The sequence below is a fragment of the bacterium genome (genome assembly GCA_022763185.1).
GTDB lineage: Bacteria > Bdellovibrionota_G > JALEGL01 > JALEGL01 > JALEGL01 > JALEGL01.
On the sequence record JALEGL010000005.1, the window covers coordinates 85,445 to 108,658 of the forward strand.

Annotated in this window: 18 protein-coding genes and 1 pseudogene; 8 read left to right on the top strand and 11 right to left on the bottom strand. The window is 37.1% G+C overall.

Features of this window, described 5'->3' with window-relative positions; all coding sequences use genetic code 11:
- Positions 1–174 precede the first annotated feature (174 nt).
- Complete coding sequence (locus MRY82_01975) at positions 175–822, top strand: hypothetical protein (GenBank protein MCI5071696.1); 648 nt, start codon at positions 175–177, stop codon at positions 820–822.
- 45 nt (positions 823–867) lie between these two features.
- Here MRY82_01975 and clpB read toward each other — a convergent pair whose 3' ends face one another.
- The gene (gene clpB / locus MRY82_01980) at positions 868–3,453 is read right to left on the bottom strand and encodes an ATP-dependent chaperone ClpB (GenBank protein MCI5071697.1); all 2,586 of its coding nucleotides are present in this window, start codon (positions 3,451–3,453) and stop codon (positions 868–870) included.
- 212 nt (positions 3,454–3,665) lie between these two features.
- On the opposite strand from clpB, the gene MRY82_01985 reads away from it, so the two are divergent.
- On the top strand, positions 3,666–4,769 hold the full coding sequence (locus tag MRY82_01985; GenBank protein MCI5071698.1) for a hypothetical protein: 1,104 nt from the start codon (positions 3,666–3,668) through the stop codon (positions 4,767–4,769).
- Positions 4,770–4,832: 63 nt separating this feature from the next.
- Here the strand turns inward: MRY82_01985 and MRY82_01990 are convergent, their stop codons facing one another.
- From MRY82_01990 to MRY82_02010, 5 genes are read right to left on the bottom strand one after another with little or no spacing between them, the layout of a single operon-like run.
- Positions 4,833–5,222 (bottom strand): DUF1844 domain-containing protein, encoded by a 390-nt coding sequence (locus MRY82_01990; GenBank protein MCI5071699.1) that lies wholly within the window; start codon positions 5,220–5,222, stop codon positions 4,833–4,835.
- On the bottom strand, positions 5,209–6,627 hold the full coding sequence (locus MRY82_01995; GenBank protein ID MCI5071700.1) for a DUF4340 domain-containing protein: 1,419 nt from the start codon (positions 6,625–6,627) through the stop codon (positions 5,209–5,211). Before MRY82_01995 ends, MRY82_01990 begins: the two co-directional genes overlap by 14 nt.
- 58 nt (positions 6,628–6,685) lie before the next feature.
- Positions 6,686–8,332 (bottom strand): GldG family protein, encoded by a 1,647-nt coding sequence (locus MRY82_02000; GenBank protein MCI5071701.1) that lies wholly within the window; start codon positions 8,330–8,332, stop codon positions 6,686–6,688.
- 3 nt (positions 8,333–8,335) lie between these two features.
- Complete coding sequence (locus tag MRY82_02005; protein ID MCI5071702.1) at positions 8,336–9,127, bottom strand: ABC transporter permease subunit; 792 nt, start codon at positions 9,125–9,127, stop codon at positions 8,336–8,338.
- Between the two features lie 40 nt (positions 9,128–9,167).
- Positions 9,168–9,881: an ABC transporter ATP-binding protein gene (locus MRY82_02010; protein ID MCI5071703.1), complete on the bottom strand. Its 714-nt coding sequence runs from the start codon at positions 9,879–9,881 to the stop codon at positions 9,168–9,170.
- Between the two features lie 183 nt (positions 9,882–10,064).
- Between MRY82_02010 and MRY82_02015 the strand changes: the two genes are divergently transcribed.
- Positions 10,065–12,047: a 4Fe-4S dicluster domain-containing protein gene (locus MRY82_02015; protein MCI5071704.1), complete on the top strand. Its 1,983-nt coding sequence runs from the start codon at positions 10,065–10,067 to the stop codon at positions 12,045–12,047.
- A gap of 873 nt (positions 12,048–12,920) precedes the next feature.
- Here the strand turns inward: MRY82_02015 and MRY82_02020 are convergent.
- A pseudogene (locus MRY82_02020) lies at positions 12,921–13,061 on the bottom strand (prepilin-type N-terminal cleavage/methylation domain-containing protein).
- Between the two features lie 253 nt (positions 13,062–13,314).
- Between MRY82_02020 and MRY82_02025 the strand changes: the two are divergent.
- The 3 genes from MRY82_02025 (at position 13,315) to MRY82_02035 (ending at position 17,436) form a co-directional block, all read left to right on the top strand.
- A complete protein-coding gene (locus tag MRY82_02025; protein MCI5071705.1) occupies positions 13,315–13,887 on the top strand; it encodes a hypothetical protein in 573 nt (190 codons plus the stop codon).
- Between the two features lie 223 nt (positions 13,888–14,110).
- Entirely contained in the window at positions 14,111–16,006 is a 1,896-nt protein-coding gene (locus MRY82_02030; protein MCI5071706.1) for a hypothetical protein, read from the top strand.
- Complete coding sequence (locus MRY82_02035) at positions 16,003–17,436, top strand: hypothetical protein (GenBank protein ID MCI5071707.1); 1,434 nt, start codon at positions 16,003–16,005, stop codon at positions 17,434–17,436. The genes MRY82_02030 and MRY82_02035 overlap by 4 nt, the downstream gene beginning before the upstream one ends.
- Before the next feature lie 11 nt (positions 17,437–17,447).
- Here MRY82_02035 and MRY82_02040 read toward each other — a convergent pair whose 3' ends face one another.
- The gene (locus tag MRY82_02040) at positions 17,448–17,852 is read right to left on the bottom strand and encodes a response regulator (GenBank protein ID MCI5071708.1); all 405 of its coding nucleotides are present in this window, start codon (positions 17,850–17,852) and stop codon (positions 17,448–17,450) included.
- Positions 17,853–18,013: 161 nt separating this feature from the next.
- Here MRY82_02040 and MRY82_02045 point away from each other — a divergent pair, with 161 nt between their 5' ends.
- Positions 18,014–19,291 carry an esterase-like activity of phytase family protein gene (locus MRY82_02045; protein MCI5071709.1) on the top strand — a complete coding sequence of 426 codons (1,278 nt, stop codon included), beginning with the start codon at positions 18,014–18,016 and terminating at the stop codon, positions 19,289–19,291.
- 40 nt (positions 19,292–19,331) lie between these two features.
- Entirely contained in the window at positions 19,332–20,372 is a 1,041-nt protein-coding gene (locus MRY82_02050) for a hypothetical protein (GenBank protein MCI5071710.1), read from the top strand.
- An 18-nt stretch (positions 20,373–20,390) separates the two neighbouring features.
- Here MRY82_02050 and MRY82_02055 read toward each other — a convergent pair whose 3' ends face one another.
- From MRY82_02055 to MRY82_02065, 3 genes are all read right to left on the bottom strand, one after another.
- The gene (locus MRY82_02055; GenBank protein ID MCI5071711.1) at positions 20,391–21,266 is read right to left on the bottom strand and encodes an arginine deiminase family protein; all 876 of its coding nucleotides are present in this window, start codon (positions 21,264–21,266) and stop codon (positions 20,391–20,393) included.
- A 34-nt stretch (positions 21,267–21,300) separates the two neighbouring features.
- On the bottom strand, positions 21,301–22,080 hold the full coding sequence (locus MRY82_02060; protein ID MCI5071712.1) for a nitroreductase family protein: 780 nt from the start codon (positions 22,078–22,080) through the stop codon (positions 21,301–21,303).
- Between the two features lie 84 nt (positions 22,081–22,164).
- A complete protein-coding gene (locus MRY82_02065) occupies positions 22,165–23,214 on the bottom strand; it encodes a hypothetical protein (GenBank protein ID MCI5071713.1) in 1,050 nt (349 codons plus the stop codon).

Below are 23,214 nucleotides of genomic sequence, written 5' to 3' on the forward strand. Positions count from 1 at the left end.
AATAAAAGATTAATCTTTGTGTAGTGTTAGCTACATCATAAGATTTTCGCTCATTGCTGAATGCAAACTGATATTTTAGCTGTAGTGGAGATCACATGTTAAAATACAATTTGCCTCGTTCTTATCATAATTCAAATTTGATAGCTGGCTATTGTATTTCACTGTTCTGGGGGAATGATGATTAAAAAAAAATTTATACGGTTTATAATACTTTTAAATTTCTTTTTTATAATTTCAAATTTTAAATTTGATCTTTTTGCGCAAGATATTGATTTAAGAACAGAGTGTATTTTAAATGAGTTGAATGACCTAGAAGGAACTGTTTCTTTTTTAGAAAATATAGAGTACAGCCAGGAAGAAAAAAATAAACTTAGACAGTTGTTACACAATATTGAGGGCAGCTATGTTTTCTACGAATCCGAAAAAAATCTCTTTCCACAACTTAAAATTAACCTAAAGATCTCTGTTGTGAATGATAAAGACTTTCCATTCGTTTTAAGAGTTTTTGGCTTAAATGGTAGAGGAAGTAAAGAAGATTTTTATTTTGGCAGACACCAGACGCTTAATGGCAATGGTGTTGAAGCAAAGTCCAACCACAATAACATGCTCTACCTAATTTCATTTTTTGATGGTCAGACCTTAAGACGATTTAAAGCTTACGATTTTTACAACTGCCTTACAGAAAATATGAATAAAGGAAGACCTATTGACAGAGCACGCTTAGACAAAACACTTTTCTTTGAAGAGCGTGATAATAAGCTATTCCTTAGCTTTGATATCCGAGATGATTATTACAGTTATTTAAAAACAGATGAATCATAATGTACTATTATTCCTCCGGCACAATACTCTATAAGTTAGTCATATCTAGTTCAATGTAGGTAACTCAAATTGAAAATGATCGTCAGCATAATCTAGAAGCACTTGGTGACCAGGTAAAATTTCTTCATCCAAAATCTTTTCAGCCAAAGTGTTTTCAATTTTCTGTTGAATGACACGTTTTAGCGGTCTTGCCCCATACAGTGGATCAAAGCCTTCTTTGGCCAGTTGTTCTCTTGCAGCATCTGTTAACTTGATCGTTATATTTTTTTCTTTGAGTCGTGCTTGCAAACGTTGGATTTGAATATCAACAATATGCTTAATTTGCTCAGGGTTTAGAGCATTAAAAATAATAAAATCATCCACTCGGTTTAAAAACTCTGGTTTAAAAAACTCTCTCAATACTTGCATGACTTGAGTATTGGCTTTTTCAGTATCTTCACCTGAGGCCAATATCTCTTTCCCAGCCAAGTTTGAGGTCATGATCAAGACGGTGTTTTTAAAATCAACGGTTCTGCCCTGACCATCAGTCAATCTGCCTTCATCAAGAATCTGTAAAAACACATTAAAAACATCCGGATGTGCTTTTTCTATCTCATCAAATAAAATTACTGCATAGGGCCTTCTTCTAACTGCTTCGCTGAGCTTGCCGCCCTCTTCATAGCCCACATAACCTGGAGGCGCCCCAATCAAACGCGCTACAGAATGTTTTTCCATGTACTCTGACATGTCAATTCTTAACAAAGCCTGCTCATCATGAAATAAAAAATCTGCCAAGGCTTTGGCGGTCTCCGTTTTACCAACGCCTGTAGGCCCTAAAAACATGAAGGAACCCATGGGTTTGTTAGGATCAGCAATCCCAGCTCTTGAGCGTTTTATGGCTTTGGTTAAAACCTCTAAAGCATGATCTTGACCAATCACCTTCTCATTTAATAAGGATTGCATGTTTTTTAAACGCTCTTTTTCACTGTCCAGCATGCTGGATAAAGGAATCCCGGTCCATAAAGCCACAACTTTCGCAATATCCTCTTCTTCAACTTCCTCTTTAAGCATAGGGTTATTTTGCTGAATTTCTTTAAGGTGGGCATTTTTTACTTCAAGTTCTTTTTCCAACTCAGGAATTTCACCGTATTTGAGTTTTGCTGCCAAAGACAAGTCCCCCTGTTCTTGTGCAGTTTGTACTTGCACACGCTTAGTGTCTAAACTGGATTTGATCGTTCTAATTTCTGTAATGACATTTTTTTCTTTGTCCCAAATGGATTTGAGTTGACTTATTTCATGGTCCAAATCTTTAATGGCTGCTTTGACTTTATCCAAACGTTCTTTGGAATGCGCATCTTTTTCTTTTTTCAATGCCTCTTGCTCAATTTCTAATTGTGTTTTTTTTCTCTGCTTGACATCAATTTCAGTGGGTACAGAGTCAATTTCAATACGTAAGCGACTGGCGGCTTCATCCATCAAATCAATAGCCTTATCCGGTAAGAATCGATCTGTGATGTACCTGTTGGACAGTTTAGCTGCCGCAATGATGGCACTGTCTGCAATTCTAACGCCGTGATGCACTTCATATTTTTCTTTTAAGCCACGTAAAATAGAGATGGCATCTTCTACACTGGGTTCTCCAGCATACACCGGTTGAAAGCGCCTTTCCAAAGCCGCATCTTTTTCTATGTATTTTTTGTATTCTTTTAAAGTGGTCGCGCCAATACATCTCAACTCACCTCTGGCCAATGAGGGTTTGAGCAAATTGGATGCATCCACAGCCCCTTCACTGGCGCCAGCACCAACGATGGTGTGCAACTCATCAATAAACAGTACAATTTCTCCATTGGAACTTTTTATTTCTTTTAAAACGGCTTTAAGCCTATCTTCAAACTCTCCTCTATATTTGGCGCCTGCAATCATGGCCCCTAAATCCAAGGATAAAAGTTTTTTATTTTTTAAGGTCTCAGGCACATCATTGCTTACAATTCTTTGGGCCAAACCTTCAGCAATCGCTGTTTTACCCACACCCGGTTCACCAATCAGCACAGGGTTGTTTTTACTGCGCCTGGACAAAACCTGAATGATTCGTCTTATTTCCGTATCTCTCCCAATCACCGGATCCAATTTTTTTTCTCTGGCTATAGCTGTAAGATCCTGGGTGTACTGCTCTAAACTTTGGTATTGGGTCTCTGCATTTTCAGTCATGGCTTTATGCTCTCCTTTGGTGGTCTGAAGTATTTTTAAAAAATCCTGCTCGTTGATATTGAGTTGGTTTAAATATTGTTTAAAATTATCATTGTTCAGTGCTGCTTGTAAAAAATGTTCAGTGGAACAAAACGCTTCTTGGTTCTTATCCCGTATTTTTTCTGCGTCACTTAAACATTGAAACAAGGGGCCCGACAAGGCTGGCTGGTTTTGTGAGCCTTCTACTTGAACAAAGCTATCAATTTTTTGTTTTATTTGCTGCTGATGCTTGGATAAATCCGCACCCAATTGCTCTAAAACCTTTACATACATACTTTGCGGATTTTCCAGCAAAAAATGCAATAGATGCTCTATCTCAACGCTTTGCTGTTTTAAACTTTGCGCATACTGAGCTGCCTTGGTCAAAACCTCTCTTAACGCCACCGTAAACTTTTGTATATCCATATATATTAATAAAAGCGCATTTTTAACGGCGTCAACTGATGAATCCTCACTTTTAACATTGCATCGCATATAGTTGTGTGTTATTCACGAGAAATTATTTCTGCGGGGGAAATAACTACAAAAAAACAGTTGTATAATCTAGGAACTGCGCTATCAACTTTTGAAGCTTGCACTCCTAAGTTATAAATTTTAACGCGTTTGGGGGAAAGACGATGTTTAATGCATATGTGCGTAATAGCGCATTAATTTTTTTAATATTCACCTTTATATCTATAGGCAAAGCACAAACACCAAATCAATTTGGATTTGTAAGCGGCAACTGCAAATTTGCTGATGGCGACACCATTAATGTACCCTTTTTTTATAGTGGCAAAGGCTATCTAACCAAAATTTTAGATGTCCCAACACTTCAAATGAACTACTCTGATGCTAGAAGCCGTTTGCCTGATAGTTATCAGGATAGCTGCTTAGCTTATTTTTTTAATGGCTGTAGAATATACAAAGCATTTAAAGAATTCAACATCCCTCCAATGGAAAATATTGCAAGTGCAATGTCATATCAAAACTTAAGCGCATTAAAAGAAATAATCTCAGAAAACCGTAAATTGATTAAAGAGTTAGCGCTATATTCTGTACCTAGTCCTCTGATTACGCGATTCAATAATCTAACGTGTTTACCTGGGGGAAAGATTGATGATATCCAAAATAACCCTAACCCAGAACGCATCCCTGACCCCAATGATGTTTTACCGGTTATAGACGATGTGTTAGAGCCCTATTTCAGAACACCACAACTTCAGCCAAACATACAACCAGGAAACTATTATATTCCTGAATTAGAAAGTGTTATTCAATACATTCGAGACAACTGGAATACTTTTGCACTGTCTTTAACCCTTGCTCTCATTGGAGCTTTAGCTGTTTATGTAGGTGTCAATGGTGTACCTGCTATTATTACAGGTGGGGCAAGTTTACCGAGCTTTGGTGCAACTGCACCCATTCTGGCAGCCACTCTGGTTGCTATTTTAGTTCAACATGGCGCTTGGCAATCTAAACCCAACAGTAACTCAGGCATGCCTTCAGCATCTGTTCATGATTTAATGATTGAAATCAATGAGGAGCACAATACCTTTATCATTAAAGGTAAAGTCAATGGTGTTGACATTGAACAGTCTGAAATTAATTTAGATGATATCAAAAACGCTGCTCAACAGATTAAAACAATTTTAAGCAATGACTTGCACTTGCAAGAAGGAGAGTTTTCGCAAGAAAACTCCTCAAACAATGCCTTCAATAACTCTAAATCAGGCTTTTGATTGCTGTAAATTTTCAAAAATAAAAAGTGCTAAAACAAACACTCACTTGGTGAGGGTTTGTTTTTATGACTTTTTATCTTGAACTTCTACATAACGCATGCGCAGTTCATACAGTACCTGATCCATGAGTTTTTGCTCATTTTCATCCAAATTGCCTTTGGTTTTTTCACCCAACATCTCCAGAATATCTACCTGTTGCTTAGCCAAAACCATATTTTTCTGGGTCTCATTGCTCACTGGATCAGGAACCAAGCCCATTTGGACTAAAGCTGAAGTGCTTATAGAAAGGACAAAAGAGGTAAAATTAATGGTGGGTGTATTTTGTGTTTCAGTTGATTGTGTTTCAGCTTCGGGTGCACTCGTCTTTGCTTGATTATCTTTTTCAGGCTTTTCTTGGCCACGCTTATCATTGACTGTGTAAGATTGTTCTGATTTTTTTTCATTGTTGCTCATTTTTATTATCCTTTGGTTTTGCATTCATGCTTATATCTACTGCATCAGATATAGACTTTATTGACTCTTTGTCAAATAGCAAATGTGAATTGTAGACTGAACTGTAGGCCTGAACATAGCTTAAGTTATGTTTCTTGTATGCTTCTTTATAAACCACCAAGCTCTGCTCTTGACCATCTTTACCTTTTAAAACAACCGTGTAGTCAACACTGAGATTTTTATTTTTATCTTGCTTTAAAAACCTATCGGCTTTTAGAGCAAACATAGCCCGACTGGCACCAAAAGCAGGACCTTCTTTATCATCCTGACTTACCCACTGATCACCACTTTGAATAAAATTTTGGGTTTTATTGTTTTGAATCACCTCAAAAGCATTAATTTCACTGCCATTGATTGAAAATACTTTTTTAACCGCCAAGTCGCTTAAAGTATAATAAAAGTGCCCTGGATCAACCGGGTCTTTTTTAAAAACATACGGTAAATCATCTCGATACAAAAAAGCATGGTAAGGCGTATCTTGACCTCCCTTGGGTCTAGACTCTCTCACATACAGTTTTTTAGTCTTCTGATTGTCTTCAACCACCTCAAACATAAAATCTGGCTTATTCAACAATGACTTTTTGATTACTGTTGATAACTCTTTTTCTTCAATTAAGCCATCCACTTCAAAACTTTTTAAGTGATTTAATAAACCTTCAACTGCCAATTGATCTGCAAGTATATTGATGGGTTTTAGTAGCTGCCATTGATTGTTTTGCTTGCTTAAATGAAACTGTCCAGAAGTATTTTTTATATGAATGTCTTGAGGACGATTAAAGCCCATTAAATTTTTATGCACATAGTCCTTGGCGTGTTCAGTTTGGGTTTCTTTGAGCTGTTGATCACTTAAATAAATAGACTCATTTTTTTTTGCAACATAGATGTAAGTCTCCATTGTATTCATGTCACCGGTAAGAATAGTTTGTTCTGGAGTCTGTTGTTGGGCAGTAAAAATTTGTATTTCTGACTTTTCTGGACCAATGCCATAATCTGCAAATACATTCTTGCCTTTTGCGATGTATTTTTCTGCTTTGGCTGAGCTTATGTCTTCCAACAAACCTTCAACTTTTTTTTGATCTGCCAGATAACGAAACTCACCCCACTCAATGTACCATTGAGGCTCATCTTCAAACTCTTTGGCATATTCAGAAAATTCACTGGAATTCTCTTTGCTGCGTTTAAGCAATTGCCAGTGTCCTTGAGCATTACTGACTTTTATTTTTGTTATAGCATCTTTATTTAAGCTCAAAAGCAAAGCTTGTTGCTCTTTTATGGCTTCTTTTTTTTCTGATTGCTTAACATTCCACCAGTTTAAAACAATCAATGCCAGTAAAATAAAAAAAACAACGGCTATTTTTTTTAACATCACAATCTCCAAATTTTAAGATTCAGACCATCATAAATTAGGCTTCATTTTTTAATGCTTAGCCTAATCTTTTTCTGTATAACCATAAATTTAAACCAAACAGCAAAACAAGCATGGGCAGTATAATAATGGACAGATAAAAAATTACGTTGGCTTGTTTTGGGCTGAGCTCTATGGCCGAGCTTTTGATCAATTTAGGTCTAATGGATATTTGTTCAGTTTCGCCTCTTAAAAAGTTAAGGGCATTGATAAACAAATCATAATTGTACCGGTTCTGCCCCACCATGGCATTGGAAATAAAATCACTGTCACCCCACACAACAAGCTGCGCTTGTTTAATTTCTGGATCGTTGTCTCCTTCAACTTTAATTTCTAAATCTTTTTCTGACACTACACCTATACTGACTTTACCCACTGGATCAGTTTCTTTAATCACTGGTTTTTTATCAATGAACAAAGCTTGCAAGTCAGATTGTCCCCAACTGTTTTCTCCAGGAGCTGAAAAAGCCAATTCCACAACGGTTCCCTCAAATCCAGGAGCTTTGTTAACAGATCTTACTTGATCAAAGCTGGTATTTAAATTGCCGTTCATCCCTTGTTTTAAGGGTTCTACAATTGGGTGAGGGCCATAATCGCTGATCATCAATTCTGTGGTTATTTGTACACCTTGCAGTAACGCCAAACGTTTTTCCAAAATAACGTTGTCACCCAAAGCCACACCCCAAGAATTTAAAAAGTCTTTCAAACCACTCTCTACCAAGCGTACGGTGTTTTTATTCCCTGACAAGGTACTAATGTTGGGATCAAGTAACAACTGCACTTTTCCACCTGAAAGTAGATACTCATTTAAACTGATCACTTCATTGGCGCTGAAGGCACTTTGCGGACCAGCAATAACAACAATACTACAGCTTTTATCTATACTGGGCAGCATATTGCTGAGTGTTCTGATTTTAAAGCCTTCATTGACCAAACCAGGTTTGATAAAGCTTAAGCTTCTGGGATCTTGCGCATCTCCTTCTAATTTCAATTCACCATGCCCTTGAGTAAAACAAAGCAAGGTTTCTCCGTTACGGGTTACTTTAAGGATAGCTTGGGTAATCTCTTGTTCTGAAGCTGCTTGCAAAATATGTTGTTGCTCACCGTACTGAATTAAAATATCTCCATCTTGCGCAGAGATTTTTTGTGCTTCAAGCTTGGCTACATCTGGGTCTTTAAACTCAACAAAAACTTGCTTGCTTGCATCTTGGTAGTATTGCAATAGGTTTTTTAACCCTGGCTTTTGCTGATTGCTCTCCACCATAAACACATGAATCTTCAAAGGTTGCTTCAATTGCTCTAAAATTTTTATACTTTGATCAGACAGACTGTTAATTTTATTTTGGGTATAATCTTTTTTCCAATTTAAACTTCTACTGGAAATAACGTTCAACACAGCCAGGCAACACACAACCAAGACAATAAATACCGTATTGCCTAACCTTCCCTGATTTTTTTTATTGCCTAAGGCATCCTTGAGACCCCCTGGGCTTTTCATCAAGTGTTGAATACTCATCACCAAGTAATAGGCTAAAAATAACAAGGCTCCAATCATCAAACTTCTAAAAAACCAGTTGCCGCTGTCTTTGGTAATGGCATAGCCCAGTATGGCTCCCAACAAAAGAACCAAGCCAGTAACACCGCTCATCAATGATGTTGTCTTCATTTTTTACCTCCACCCTTGTGCATCTAAAGAACGATGGGTTAAAAACACAAATAAACCCGATAAACTTAAAAAATAAACAATATCCCTGCTGTCCACCACACCTCTAAGCATGGATTTCATATGTTCCGGTATAGAGATGTACTGAACTACACTGTAAAGCATACTACCCTCTTTCAAACCAATAGAACTGATCACAAATAACAACAGCAAAGCAACAAAAGTCATCACAGCCGCCACAATCTGATTTTCTGTTAATGAGCTAGCAAACATTCCAATAGCCAATGCAGCCGCCGCATAAAGAAAAACACTCACATAGCCAGTTATCACTGGCCCTAGCTCAGGGGGACTATCCAAACTGGCAAATAAAAAAACTTGATAAACAATGGTCGGCACAATCATCATCACCACAAACAAAAATGCCGATACATATTTTCCCCATACAATGTGCGTTGTACTTAAGGGCGCTGTTTTTAATAGCTCATCTGTTTTTTTACTTTTTTCTTCTGCAAAACTACGCATCATCAACAGTGGAATTAAAAACAATAAAATAAACGCCATATTAAATAAGCTGGGGGCAATTACAATGTCATTAAGATTTAAACTTTCAAGATACTGCGGGTTTTGTGTCATTTGCGCTAAATTTTTATAGTTCTCATACATCATGCTGAATTTGCTTAAACCCACATAAAAGAAAAATCCCGTTAAGGATAAAAATACCACCATAACCACATAGGCTATAGGCGAATAAAAATAGTGCTTCAACTCTTTCTCAACAATGGTCCACATCTTTTTCATGACTTACCTCTTTCAATAAACGCTCATTATACCTAAACAATTAATTTGTTTGGTTGAGCATGACATCAACAAACACTTCTTCTAGAGTTTTATTCTGAGTCAACTCTTTAATAGAGCCCTCAAGTGCTATTTTCCCCTGATGCACAAACACCGCCCGATCACAAATCATATTCACCTCCGGTAAAATATGCGTGGACAAAATAATGGTATGCTCTTGGGATAAAGACTCAATAAGCGCTCTTATTTCTCGAATCTGCGTTGGATCCAAACCCACAGTGGGCTCATCAAGTATCAAAACATCTGGCTTATGGACAATGGCTTGGGCCAAGCCCACTCTTTGTTTGTAGCCTTTGGACAAGTTACCAATCATGCGTTTGGCAACTTGTTTCAAGCCACATTTCTCAATAGCCCACTCTATTTGTTCTTTTTGTAACTTGCTTGGAATTTCTCTAACTTTAGCCACAAACTTCAAAAAAGCTTCTACTGTAAAGTCAAAGTAAACAGGTGGCGTCTCAGGCAAATAGCCTATGCGTCGCTTGACTTCCATAGGCTCTTTTAAAATGTCATAGCCTGCGATCAAGGCTGTTCCAGAACTTGGTTGCAAGGAACCGGTCATAATTCGCATGGTGGTGGTTTTACCGGCACCATTGGCACCTAAAAACCCCAAAATCTCACCTTTCTTTACTTTGAAAGAAATATCATTCACGGCTGTTATATCACCGTAGACTTTATAAATATGCTGCGCTTCAATCATGGGCACCTCGTTTTGCTGCTTGAATCCTAAGACTTTTATGACTCAAATTTTTACCAAAACCTCTCAATAACTCAAGTTATTCAAAGAAGTTAGGAGAACTTACTTTAACAAAAGATGTATGATTTTAGATTTTTAAAAGACAAACATCGCTTAAACCGTTAAACTGTTGTTTATATTATAATTATGTCAAACGGTATTATTTACAATAAGCGCAACAAAAAGAAAAAAGGGCCTCCTAGTTTTCCGGTAACCTCACTTGAAGATTTAAAGATCATTAAACTTTTTCGTGATATTCCTAACTTCACTTTAAAGCAGCTGCAAGGTAAAGTCAGACGCGCTAGCGCCTTAGCCAATGAAGACATCTTAGAATTTGAAACCGACACAGAAAGTTTTGCTCACTTTTTTTTCATTGCCAAAGGCCAAGTTAAAATTATTGGTTTTGACGAAAACGCGCGTAAAATTCCCATTAATTTTTTACGCAAAGGTGAGTTTTTTGTGGATAAACCCATGACTTGGAACAACCTAACTGCCAGTAAAGTTGTTGCCATCACCGATGCTGAGATTTTGATTGTTCGTAAAGAAGATTTAAAAACCTTTGCTCGCAGCAGCCAAGTTTTTGAAAACAGACTTAAACAAATCAGTGATCGTATTGATTACCGAAACCGAATTTACTGTGAAGACAGTTATTCACGTTCTGTTTTGGATTTTTTGGTGGATACCGCTTTAACTCAGGCCTCCCGTATTAAAATTACACAAATGAATAAGTGTATTGAGTGCGATACCTGTTATGATGCCTGTGAAGATCGACATGGCTTTCAAAGAATTGAACGCGGTTATGCCAAGTTTGGGGTGATGGACATTGCCCAAAGCTGCTTAACGTGCTTTTACCCTACCTGTATTCCCTCTTGCCCGGTTGAAAGTGTTATTTTCAACCCAGACAGCGGTGAAGTTGAAATCAAAGATGATTGTATTGGCTGTCAGTCTTGTGCAAAAGCTTGTCAGTATGGTGCCATCACCATCCATAAAGTGGATCAAAAAGACGAACGTTTTTCTCGCTTTTTAAACCACCCTGGTCAAAAACGGCCTCCTAAGTTTATCGCTGACAAATGCAATCATTGTGATGGTTTTAGTGATCTGGCGTGTATTTCACATTGTCCCACCGGCGCCATTATTGAACTAAGTGCCAACGAACTGTTAGAAAACCCAACCATTTTTAGCGTCAATCAAAACACACAAGCCAAAAATGAAGAGCTGGATGAACGCTCTGGTCTGGTTAAATTTCTGCAAAAAATATATTTTCTCTTGGCCTTTAGCATAATCACTTGGTTAAGTTTTGAATTTCTTGCCTTACAAGAACAATTCTACTCGCAGTTTTCTCTTCTACTCAAAGCACAGCGCGTGGGTTTTATTGATTCAAGCATAGAACTTAATTTTAATAAAGGCTCACAACTCTGTTTGTTTATTGGCAATATTGGCTTTTCAATGATTGTTGCTGCAATGATTTATCCTATGCGTAAGGCCTTTCCTCGCCTCTTTGGACGCTTTGGCTCCAAGCCTCTGTGGCTTGATTTTCATAACTTTGCTGGCTTTGTTGGTACCATTTTGGTTTTATTTCATACCGGCTTTGAATTTGAAATGGGTTGGGGTACCTTAGGTATGGTCTCTTTACTGTTTGTGATGATTACCGGCATGTTTGGTCGTTTTTTATATCAAATTATTCCCAGAACCGTGGCCACAACAGAGCTCAAATTTAGACAAATTCAGGAACAAGATCGTGAATTGGCGTATAAACTAGATGCTATTTTTGAAAAAGGAACACGCAGCCGACGCATTATTGATAAAATCGTAGAAGAAACCAATTTTGAAGAACTGGATGATCCAAGCATGCTTAAGCTTTTGAAATCTGTTGTTCATACTGGGTGGTTATTGATTAGGATCAAATACTTTACGCCCAAAGAAATGGAAAGCTACAAACGTCAGTACAGCACCTTTAGAAATATGGTTTATCGTAAAGTGCTGTTAATGCGCAATGTTCGCTTCTTGGAATTTGCTTCGCGCTTGTTTATTAAATGGCAGTATGTGCATAAGCCTCTGGCTTACGTCATGGGGATCTTTGCCATCATCCACGTGATTTACAACCTGTTCTTTTTTACCGGTTGGACTTAATACTTTATATGCATATTTATAAACCTATTAGGCATCAAAACTGAAATCATAAAATATATCATTGTGCTTTATGCCTAAGCAGTACTTTTTAATATTTTCCTTTGTAAATTTAAGTTCTGGCACATTCAACACCATCAATACAAAAATTATTACACTTTTTTAAACACTTAATAGCGCAATGTTCAATCAGAACTCCAACCTTTTATTATTTTTTAAAGTTGAGCATATTTTATTTTATACGATGATTAAAAACTTTTTTCATTCACCAGGATTAAGCTCATAAAAGCCATCCGTTCCGGTTACATCTCCATTTGTATCAATATAAATTCCACGCGAGATCGTCCAAAAAGCATCTTGAGTTAATGGTGATGGCTGTGCAGCAATAGAATAACCAGTTGAACCCGTGTAATCTCCGTCAGTATCAGCAAAAGCATAAATCATGAGTGTATTATTTTGATCTACACTATATTCAGCTGCCATATCAGAAGACGTATTGGCTTTGATTAAGAAATATCCCGGGCTTTCACTAATTAATGAAACACCCATAGTAGGATTTAGTGGATATTGCTTTTCTTCCCTATTGAATATCATTTCTGCTCCTACGTTTTGATAGCTGGTTTGAACAGAACAGTTGTTATCGATATATAAGTTAGCTTTAGGTAAAACAAGACTACAAACATATTGTTTATTCATAGAAGGCCTATGGGATGATGCCACATTCATATCGCAGTCAACTGTTTGACTGCTATAGCTCGATATAGGTGAAAAAGTAGGTGTAAAGTTAGCCGCACATGTTAAACCTAAAGAATTAATTTTAGGATCCGCGTACCAAACAATCTCTGCATCATAAGCTTTACGCAATAGCAACTTAGCTTCGCTAGACTTACTTTTTTGAATATATTTTAAATAAGCCGGTACTGCTGTTGATGCCAACAAGCCAATAATAGCAATTGTAATCATCAGTTCGATTAGTGTAAAACCACTTAAAAAAAAGAAATTGAACTTATTTTTCATTATTATATTTTACGTATTATAAATAATTGTTACAACATTTTAAATACAATTTTAAAAAGACGATTACATATTTAACTCACCAACAATCGCATAAACTATAAAGTTAGTAAAATCACTTCTTTAGAGCTTGCTATTCTAAATAGCTAAATCTATTCTGTATCAGTTTTTTAGAGCTGAACCGAAACTGAACAAAAAAACCTTTAATAACAATTACCTAGATATACTCTGCTAAACTTGTTATAATTAAAAGTGCGTGCGTAAGTTATTGTTTTATAGTTTTATCCTAAGCTTATCTTTACCCTATATGGCTAAAGCACAGTTTTTTTCACCCGGAGATTTAAGTAAAGCCCATTACAAATATCTTAACGGCTTTTCTAAATGCACCAAATGCCATACGGGCAATCGTAAAAAAGCCTGCTTAAAGTGTCATACCGATATTGCAAAAAAAATTGAATCGAAATCTGGCTACCATTACCGCAATGATAATAAACGCTGTTATCAGTGTCATGGCGAGCACCGGGGTAAAAAACATGATTTAAGAGATTTAAAACGCATTGGCTTTAAACATGAAGACACTGGCTGGCCTTTAAAGGGCAAACATAAACGCCTTGATTGTGAAGACTGCCACACGGATAAACGCGTTAACGCCATTACCGGTAAAAAAACTAAATTAACCACTTACCTCAAAAACTCTAGCAAATGCAGCTCCTGCCACCCAAATCCACACAAAAAACCAGAATACCAAAAACCTTGTGACGAGTGTCACAATGCCCAAGACTGGAATTATTTTGATTTTGCCAAAGATAAAAAAGTAAAGAAAAAATAAGGCCCTTGTGCTTGACAATTTTATTGGTTTAATCGTGTTTTTACTTTGTATCCCACTCATATCCCCCTAAAATAGAGTCAAGATTTTGCTAACCAAGAATAAAAATGTTGCTGCTGTTTATTTTTTTTGCTGGGTATTAGGCTATTGTCAAATTGGACTTGCCCAGTTCAATACATGGATAAGTCCAGGTGCTTTATCTAAAGCCCACCAAGAAATCTCGGGCGTGAAAAATTGTACACTTTGTCACTCTACGGCTCAGGGCTTACCCAACAAAAAATGCTTGACCTGCCATCAAGCCATTGCCAACAAGATCAAAAATAACTCTGGCTATCATGCTGTACAAACCGCACAGTGTTATCAATGTCATAATGAACACAAAGGCATTGATTACGAACTTTTAGGTTTAAAACGACTTAACTTTGAACATGATCAAACCGGCTGGTCCCTTACTGGCAAACACAAACAGGTGCAATGCAAGCAATGTCACACCCAAAAGCGTAAACATGCCATAACAGGTAAGACAACTAAAAAAACCAGTTACCTTGCAGCCTCACCTCGCTGTTCTACTTGTCACAAAGATGTTCACAATAGTAAAAAGTCTCGCTTCAAACGTTGTCAAGACTGCCATCACTCTTACAACTTTAACAGCCTGATCAAACATTTGCGTTTTAATCACAATAGAGAAACAAACTTTCCCCTGACTGGCGCACATAAAAAGGTTGAATGTTACAGTTGCCACACTAAAAAAGTTTGGCGGCCTTTAAAATACAAGCGCTGTACAAACTGCCATAGTGACCCGCACAAAGGAAGTTTTGGTTCCAATTGTCAAAAATGTCATAGCACAGACTCCTGGAAGGCGGGCAGTCAGTTAAGCAGCACTCAAAGTTCTTTTAAAGACTTCGATCATCAAAAAACACGTTTTCCTTTAACCGGTCAACACAGAAGCGTGACGTGTAAACGTTGCCACGGTAATACCATTGGTAAAATTAAAAATTTTAGCAAGTGCAGTGACTGTCACAACAATCCGCATGGGCAAGAATTTAAAAAACTATGGAAAAGCAAACAATGTCAAGACTGTCACTTAACTGAAGGATGGCAAATTTTATCTTTTCTTCACAATAAAGATTCACGCTATACATTAACCGGGCAACATACGGTTGTGGCTTGTGAAAAATGCCATCAAAACAGAAAATATCGCTGGTTAAAAAGCTCTCCCAAATGCAGTCAATGTCATCAAGATATTCACAACAATCAATTTGGTCAACAAGCTTGCTCTAACTGTCATAGCACCGCTGGTTTTTCACAAATGCAGTTTGACCACAACACTCAATCACGATTTAAGCTGGAGGGAGTTCACCGTTATGTCAGTTGCAAAAACTGTCACCAACAAGGAAAGTTTAGACCCCTTTCAACCAACTGCAAATCGTGTCACAATGACTTCCATCAGGGAGAACTGGGGCAACAATGTCAAAATTGTCACTCACCAACCCGCTTCAACGCGATTGAGTTTGATCATAACAAAAACTCTAGTTTTAAATTAGATGGTCAACATCGCTACCTCAACTGCAATCAATGTCACCAAAACTTTAAATACAAACTTGGTATCAAGCGTTGTTCAGAATGTCACACAGATGTGCACAACAACTCATTTGGACAAAACTGTGAGCGTTGTCACAACACGCAAACTTTTGCCATGAAAAATAATTTTCATGATTTTGGTGAATATGAGCTCAAAGGTGCTCACAATCAATTGAATTGTTTGGTCTGCCATGGTCCAAAGCAAGCGGTAAGATCTATTAAACCGCAATGTCAAAGTTGCCATCAAGACCCACACATGAATAGTTTTGGCTTACGCTGCCAAGACTGCCATGGTCAAAACACTTGGCTCCCCACACAATTTAGACATGCGCAAACCGGCTTTGAGTTGTCCGGTGCCCATCGCTTCTTGTCCTGTGAGCAGTGCCATGTCAATCGTATCTTTGGTGGCTTGCCCAACGAATGTTCATTTTGTCATCTAAAAGATTTTGCATCTCCCATGATTATTCCTCAGCATGCTGGCGGCAATACTAACTGTAAAGATTGTCATAGAACCTATGGTTGGAGACCCTCCAAACTATGATGCGTTTTTTTATTCAATCTTGGTTTTTCATCAACTTTTTCAACTGCATGCTTTTTTTTAAGCTGTGCTATGCCCAAAACACTGACCAACAATTCAATGGCCATCTCAACCTAGGGTATTGGTCTGTAAGGCAAAATACTCTTGATCAAGACAATGCTTTGCAAAATGATGGCGTGGGTCTAGACTACTTACAAGATCGTTATCGTTTATTGATGCTTGATCTTCGTTTGTACCAGCAAAAGACTATTTCAAATACAAAACAAACAAACTTTCGTTTTGTGGGCAAAAGTCGTTTCAATTTAGATGAGAGCGCTTACAGTCTGGCTTACAATCAAAAGAATCGCTATGATATCCGTGAGCTTTCCTTAGAGTATAAAAATCTTTTTGCAGGTCATGACTTTTGGTTGGGAAGACAGATTGTTTTTCAAAGTGGCGGTATGCGTTTTGATGGAGCTCGCATTGTATTTAACCTTGATAGCAGCAAACAACTGGGATTTTTCTCTGGCCTTGGTCAAGATCCAAGAAGCAACCTGGGCTTTATTGGCAATGATCAAAACAATCAATTGATCAGCACTGACTTTTTTAGCTTAGGGAGTTATTACCAACTTAAAAATGATACCTTAAATTTTAGTAGCTCTTTTAATGCACTCCTCTATCAAGGGCAAATAGACCGTTTGTACAGCTTTATTCATAGTAGCTATACGCCGCATCGTCGTATACGTTTATCGGCTTTACTCAATTTTGCTTTTGTTCCTCAATCCTTAGATCAGCTGATGCTCAACATTTATTATATTTTTTCTGATCAAGTGAACAACAGTTTAAGCTTTACCCGTTGGTCCAACGTTGAGTATGCCGCTTCACAAAGCTCACAAATTCCCAGCCAAGGACAATTTACACCAGACAGTTATGTCAATGGCAATGTATTCAACGACACCTTTTACACACAAATTAGAGACCAGATCAGTTACACTTTTTTACCAGGGCAAACTTTATTCACTGGCCTAGAACTAACCAAAAGAAGCTTTGACGACTTAAACCGGTCGCGTTATTTTATAGGATACAAAAACAATGCTTTATTTGATCCCAGCATTGATTTTAAAAGCCAAATTAATTTTATCAACAATTATAAAAGCGCCCATGTTGCTTTTGATGTTGTATTGGGCAAAGATTTTTCTGATGGAAAATTGCGTTTAGAAAGTTTTTTTAATCGAGTTAGAACTGAACGGGATGTTTATTTAAACAACAGTTTATCCACTTTGCCCACAGAAAATGAGCAAGAATATAGTTTTGGTGGCAATGCATTTTGGTACTTTAGCAGAAAAAACCTTTTACATGCTCGTTACCAAATATTTAAAGAAGAGGACAGCCTCAATGATAATGATGCAATTACCGTCAATGATTTGTATGTGGGTACCAGCTTTAAATTTTAGTTGCTCAACCCTTAATGCGCAACATAAGGTTGTTTTTGTTCCAATATATTGTCAATGATTTTAGCTATTTGATGAGGTCGTAGCATTTTTTCCAAAAACGCGCTGGGCTTATAACTATTCAAACGTTTTTTTATTTCTTGATCGCTGATCCACGATAAAATAATCACGGGCAAATCTTTAAGACCTAATTTTGTATCTACCCTCAAGCTTCTTAATAAGTCTTCACCTGTTTTAACGGGCATTTTAAAGTCTGTTACACATAAATCAAAATCATCACTTTCAAGCATTTCTAAAGCTGTGTCTACAGACAAGGCAATTTGAACATCAAAGCCTTCATCGGATAAACGGCTGTGCATGTACTCAAGAAAAAAATCATCATCATCCACTAAAAGGATTTTTGCTTTATTATCCTGCATATCTTCTCCCAAAACCATCTCTTTTCTAGCTTTATGCCCATGCTTTATTGCCTATTAACCATTTTAACAACATTTATTTCTAAAAAAAACATTAAAAAAGAAAAAAGTCTACACTTGAAAAATTAATTTTTTCTTAATATTACTATGGTTAAGGAGCCAAAATGACGATTACTTTTAAAGTTAAAAAACAGTATGTGCTGTATCTTATTCTATATTTTTCATGTTCTTTTGCTTTTGCAAAGAATACGCAAGTTAAAACAATAGAGCTTCCTAACAATATCAAACTGGGAAATACTTTAGCCAAAGAAACCATCTACTTAGGCGGATTTTCAGGTTTGACTTTTTCTCACCAGAAAAAAAATAAACTGTATTTTTGGACGCTGACAGATCGTGGGCCCAATGCCGAGCCCTTTGCTTTTGAAAAGAATTCAGAAAAAAGCAGACCTTTTCTCTTACCTCAATATCAATTGCAACTCGTTCAACTGGTTTATCATACTAAAAAAAACACCCTAAAAATAAAAAAACAACTCCCTTTGCAAGATCCTAAGGGTAAAAAATTAACAGGTGTTCCTAATTTATCAACCAGCCAAGATAAAAAACATCTGCATGAGCCTCCTGCTGACCTCTTGGGTAAATCATTGGCTTTAAATCCGTATAGCCTTGACCCAGAAGGAATCGCCATAGACGAAACCGGACATTTTTGGTTGGTTGACGAATATGGTCCTGCCATCATAGAGTTTAACAAAAAAGGCAAGATGTTGGCTAAATATGTTCCAGAAGGAACAGCTTATCAAAGCAAACACATTCACCCTGTTCTGCCAGAAGTCATCAAAGAACGTAAAAAAAACCGAGGTTTTGAAGCCATCAGTATTGCTAACCATAAATTGTATGCTGTTTTGCAGAGTCCTCTTCCTACAAAAAAGAAAAATGATGTCATTAGAATCATTGAGTTTGATCTTAAAAAAAGACAGACCACTGGGCAGTACATCTATCTATTAGATAACGTCAAAAAAGCTGATAAAATGGGCGGCATGACGGCTCTCAATGAAAATGAGTTCTTGGTCATAGAGAGAGATGGAAAAGATGACAAAGATGCCATTAAAAAAATATACAAAATCAACTTTGCTGCTGATAAAAACTTATTGAACAATGCTTATGATGCTACGATGTTTAACACCACCAAACTTGAAACGCTTTCAAAAAAAGAGCTGCAAAAAAAGTATGCTCTCTCTAAAACTTTATGGATGGATTTAAAAGATCATAAGTTGAATAGCCTTGCAGACAAGTATGAAGGCATAGCTTACGTTCCAACGCATAATGCATTATTTTTAATCAATGATAATGATTTTGGTATCACAGGCATTTTCAATCCAAAAACGGGAAAACTGGATAAAGGAACGCAATTGTTTAAATCGTATTTTATTCAAGTAAAACAATAAACTTGATTCAACAATAATATCAAAGACAAGGGGGAATGTCATGATCAACTATTATTATGTATTGCGAGGCTCTGCAATTGCTATAGGATTAACAATCCAATTTTCTTATGCACAATACCTAAAGCAAGACTTTTTTTCTTTATACAATCAGCTACAACAAAAAAATTTAATAGCCGATACAAGCAGTACTCGCAACAGCAACTACATTCAAATTGAAACCGCAAGCAACCTTTGTTTTAGTGACAACCATAAAGCCATTGATCACACAGACCATTTAATCCACATACTGGGCAATAGAGCTCCAAAAAGAATTGGAGAAGTATACAACCTGGATACACACAATAGATTATTGGCTCAGCACGGTATCCGAACCCGAATTAGAGCTTGGATAAACAAAAATCGCCAGCCTAAAAAAACATCGCTCACCTTTAAGTTCAACTCTGAGGGAATTGACTTTAAACAACATTATGCCTCAGATTTGCTTTCTATTGACACTTCAACACATGAACAAAAACATGAGTTGGGCATAGACTATCCTAGGGAATCGAGCATGTGTTTACTGGAAAACCTATGGAATACCTTTTCAAGTAGTTCTACCTATTCTTTAAAATATGAACCAGGCTTTGATTTTTTACCCTATACGCAAACAAAAGCCTGGAAAAACACCTTAGCTTCTACAAACCATGAATCACGCTTTACACCTTTATCTTCACTTCTAAGGGATCTCCCCTTCTCTGAAATTCAAGAGCAGCTTTTACACAATGAACTCATAAGAAATAACTTAGACCTTGATGTGTCTTTAAATACAATTGGCTTTGTCAGTGCCTTTGACCTGATGCGATGGTCTTTGCCAGTCGATGAAAACAACCTAATCAAACTCGACATCGACCAAAAAACACCGTTTTACCCACAAAAAAAAGACACACGATTTGAGATCTCCTTCAAAATCAAAGCGCACAAAGAACATTTAAATCCTAAAATATTGCTCAATTTACTTAACCTTGCCATTGAATACAAAAGCAATGGCAAGCTTAAAGCTTGCCCTCAAGAAGAAGCTTTTTCTGAGTACATTTATTTATGACACAAAAAAACTGTACGTTTAAACGTGTTCTCTTGCTAAGGTGAGGCTGGTGCATCTAAATGATCCACCCAGCTTGATGGGCTCAGAGTAACTGAGCGTTTCTACTTTAAAACCATGTTGTTTTAACTCACTACGAAGTCTTTGCTGTTGTTGCTCTACAATAATGGTTTCTGGGTTTAGAACTACAACATTGGTAGCCAATTGTTTTGCCTCTTCATCATTAACCTCAATCAAAGTATATTTTTTTTGCAAATATTGAACATCTTGTTCTTTAAAGCTAGCACGATGAATAACGGCTTTATCTTTAGATAGAATCATTAAACGCGTATCAAGATGCATGATATTCTCACCCAGGTTCAATACTTTAACGTCAACATCATGCAAAGCAAGCTCATCAATGGCTTCCTGTGATGTACGGCTACTTAACCCAACCAAGACTTCATCCTCTGTAGGCATAACATCACCGCCTTCAATGTGACCGGATGTAATTTCTATACACTGGCTTTGGTCAATCGAGGCTTGATCAAAGGTGTTAGCCAATTGATCAAATTCTCCATTGCGTTCTTTGAATTTTCTATTTTGGCTGTAAAACAATTTCTCACCAACAACAAAGGCAACATCTCGTGTATACATCTGCCATGGTAAGTTTTTTTTTGCTTCGATTTCAATTAAATCTACCTTGTATGCGTGTAAAAGCTCCAAAAAAGCTTCTTGTTGCTGAACCAAGAGATTGATATCCCAGACTTCCTTTAGTGAGTGAAATTTATGAAACTCAGGGTCTTGGCTAAGGTAGTTTTTTGCGCTTGGCGAGTATAGACCCGAACAGTAAGCAACTGATTTTAAGGGCGCATATTCATTTTTTACATTCAGCTGCATAAATTTTTCTCGTTGCACTTTATGTGCCTTTTCATCACATGTCAAACCTGGCTCATATTGATAAAAATTGATCTTGATAACATTGCCAAAGGTTTTTTGAATACTCTTCTAGCTGTTTTTGATCAAACTTCAAAGCTCTATAGGCTTGTGCAATATTATTGACATCATCACGTTCTAAAAACGCTCTACGTTTTGGGTTTTGTTCAAATCTCTGCCAATACGTTTGCTCACGTTGACTGTAGATGGCATCTATTTTTTGTTGATCAAACATTTGATACCTTTCTTCATGTAAAACCGCCTGCATCGGTAAACGCTCTATTCTTTTTTTATCTTCGGCTGCATAGCCTAAACAAATTGTTGTTACCGGAACCACTAGCTTAGGCAAATTGAGTATACTGACAATATCTTTGATTCCCGTTAAGGTTGAGCCCATATAACAGGTTCCTAAACCCATAGCTTCGGCCGCCACCACCACATTTTGTGCCAATAGGCTGGCATCAATAATGCCTCTGATAAGACTCACTTCATTGGCAAAAGAAGTTTTGGCTTCTCGTGTATCAAACCAGCGCTGCATTCTATGCAAATCTGCGCAAAAGGTAATTAAAACTGGCGCTTGCAGAATCATGGCTTGCTCACCATGCGCCGCATACAATTTTTGTTTTTGCTGCTCATCCTTACTGACAACCATCGCATAAAATTGCATGTTGCCCGATGTTGCTGCCCGCGTTCCGGTTTGCAAAATTTTTTGTAACAGCGCCTCGTCTACAGCTTTGTCCTGGTATTGACGAATTGAACCATGACCATCCAATAAAGCTAAAAAATCTAAACTCATCGCATTCCAATAAATGAATCTCGCTCAACAGGCAAATTTATCTTTAGCTATGACCTACCTGGAAAAAGATGCGTTTATCCCTGTCTAAACATAAGGTGCGATAGGCTGTTCAAAACTTAGAAGCCAATTTTCTATTTGCCTATCATCAATACGTCTGAACATTTCATAGCCGTGTGCAAACACAGTAACCGTTGTCCATAAGCCCCCTTGCGGAACAGGACAATTGTCATAGGGTGCATTAACCAGATTTGTAGCCCCCGTTACACCATCTAGGCGGTCTTTCATGGGTTCAATGTCAATGCTGTTTTGAGAATCCGCTCCAAGATAGCGCTCTATAGGATTTTCCCAAAGAAAGGAATCTGGATTATCAATTTCCATATTCAAAATACAATTTAAGGCACCCATATCCCCAGCAGTAAAAACATGGTGCGTTTCATCATGAAAATTGTATTTCAAAGGACCTGACATGCCTTCAATGTAATCTGCCTTGAGCATTTTTGTTTCTAGATTGTAGGACAACTTAAAAAATGATGGAATGCAAACTTGCTCTGGACATAAAGTAGAATAGACTTCTCTATGCAACACTGAGTTTTTATGCCATTGAATCTTTAATTTTATTTTTTTTGCTGCATCTTTTTTAGACTTAAGTGGCTCCAGCACGGCGTATTGCAAGTCAAAAGCAACATTGGACGTATGATACTCATTCAGGTTATCGTTTTCTGCAGAATAAAATTGAATCCCAAAATCAATGATCTGGTCTGGAACATGGACTGTTGCATAATTGATCCACTTTCTTGTGTTCGCATTGAGTTCTGCAATAGAATTGTTTTTTAAAATTTTTTGAATGACTCTATCTTGATAAGAGAGCTCTGGAACAGTGTTATTTTGAACTTGAGTAACTGCTTCAGAATGTTCTTGTGCAGCTTGAGAATACTCCTTGGGTTTTCTTTGACTGGACTTTAAATCACCTTGCACTTCTTTTGGTCTGGCTTGCCATATATTTTTTTTTACTGTTTTTACAACAGGAGTATAGCTGTTTTGAGATGTTTTCTGCTTTAGCTTTGGATTGCAGCCTGCGTTTACAATTAATGCAATAAAAAACAGACTAAACCATACCGTATTATTGTAAAACAT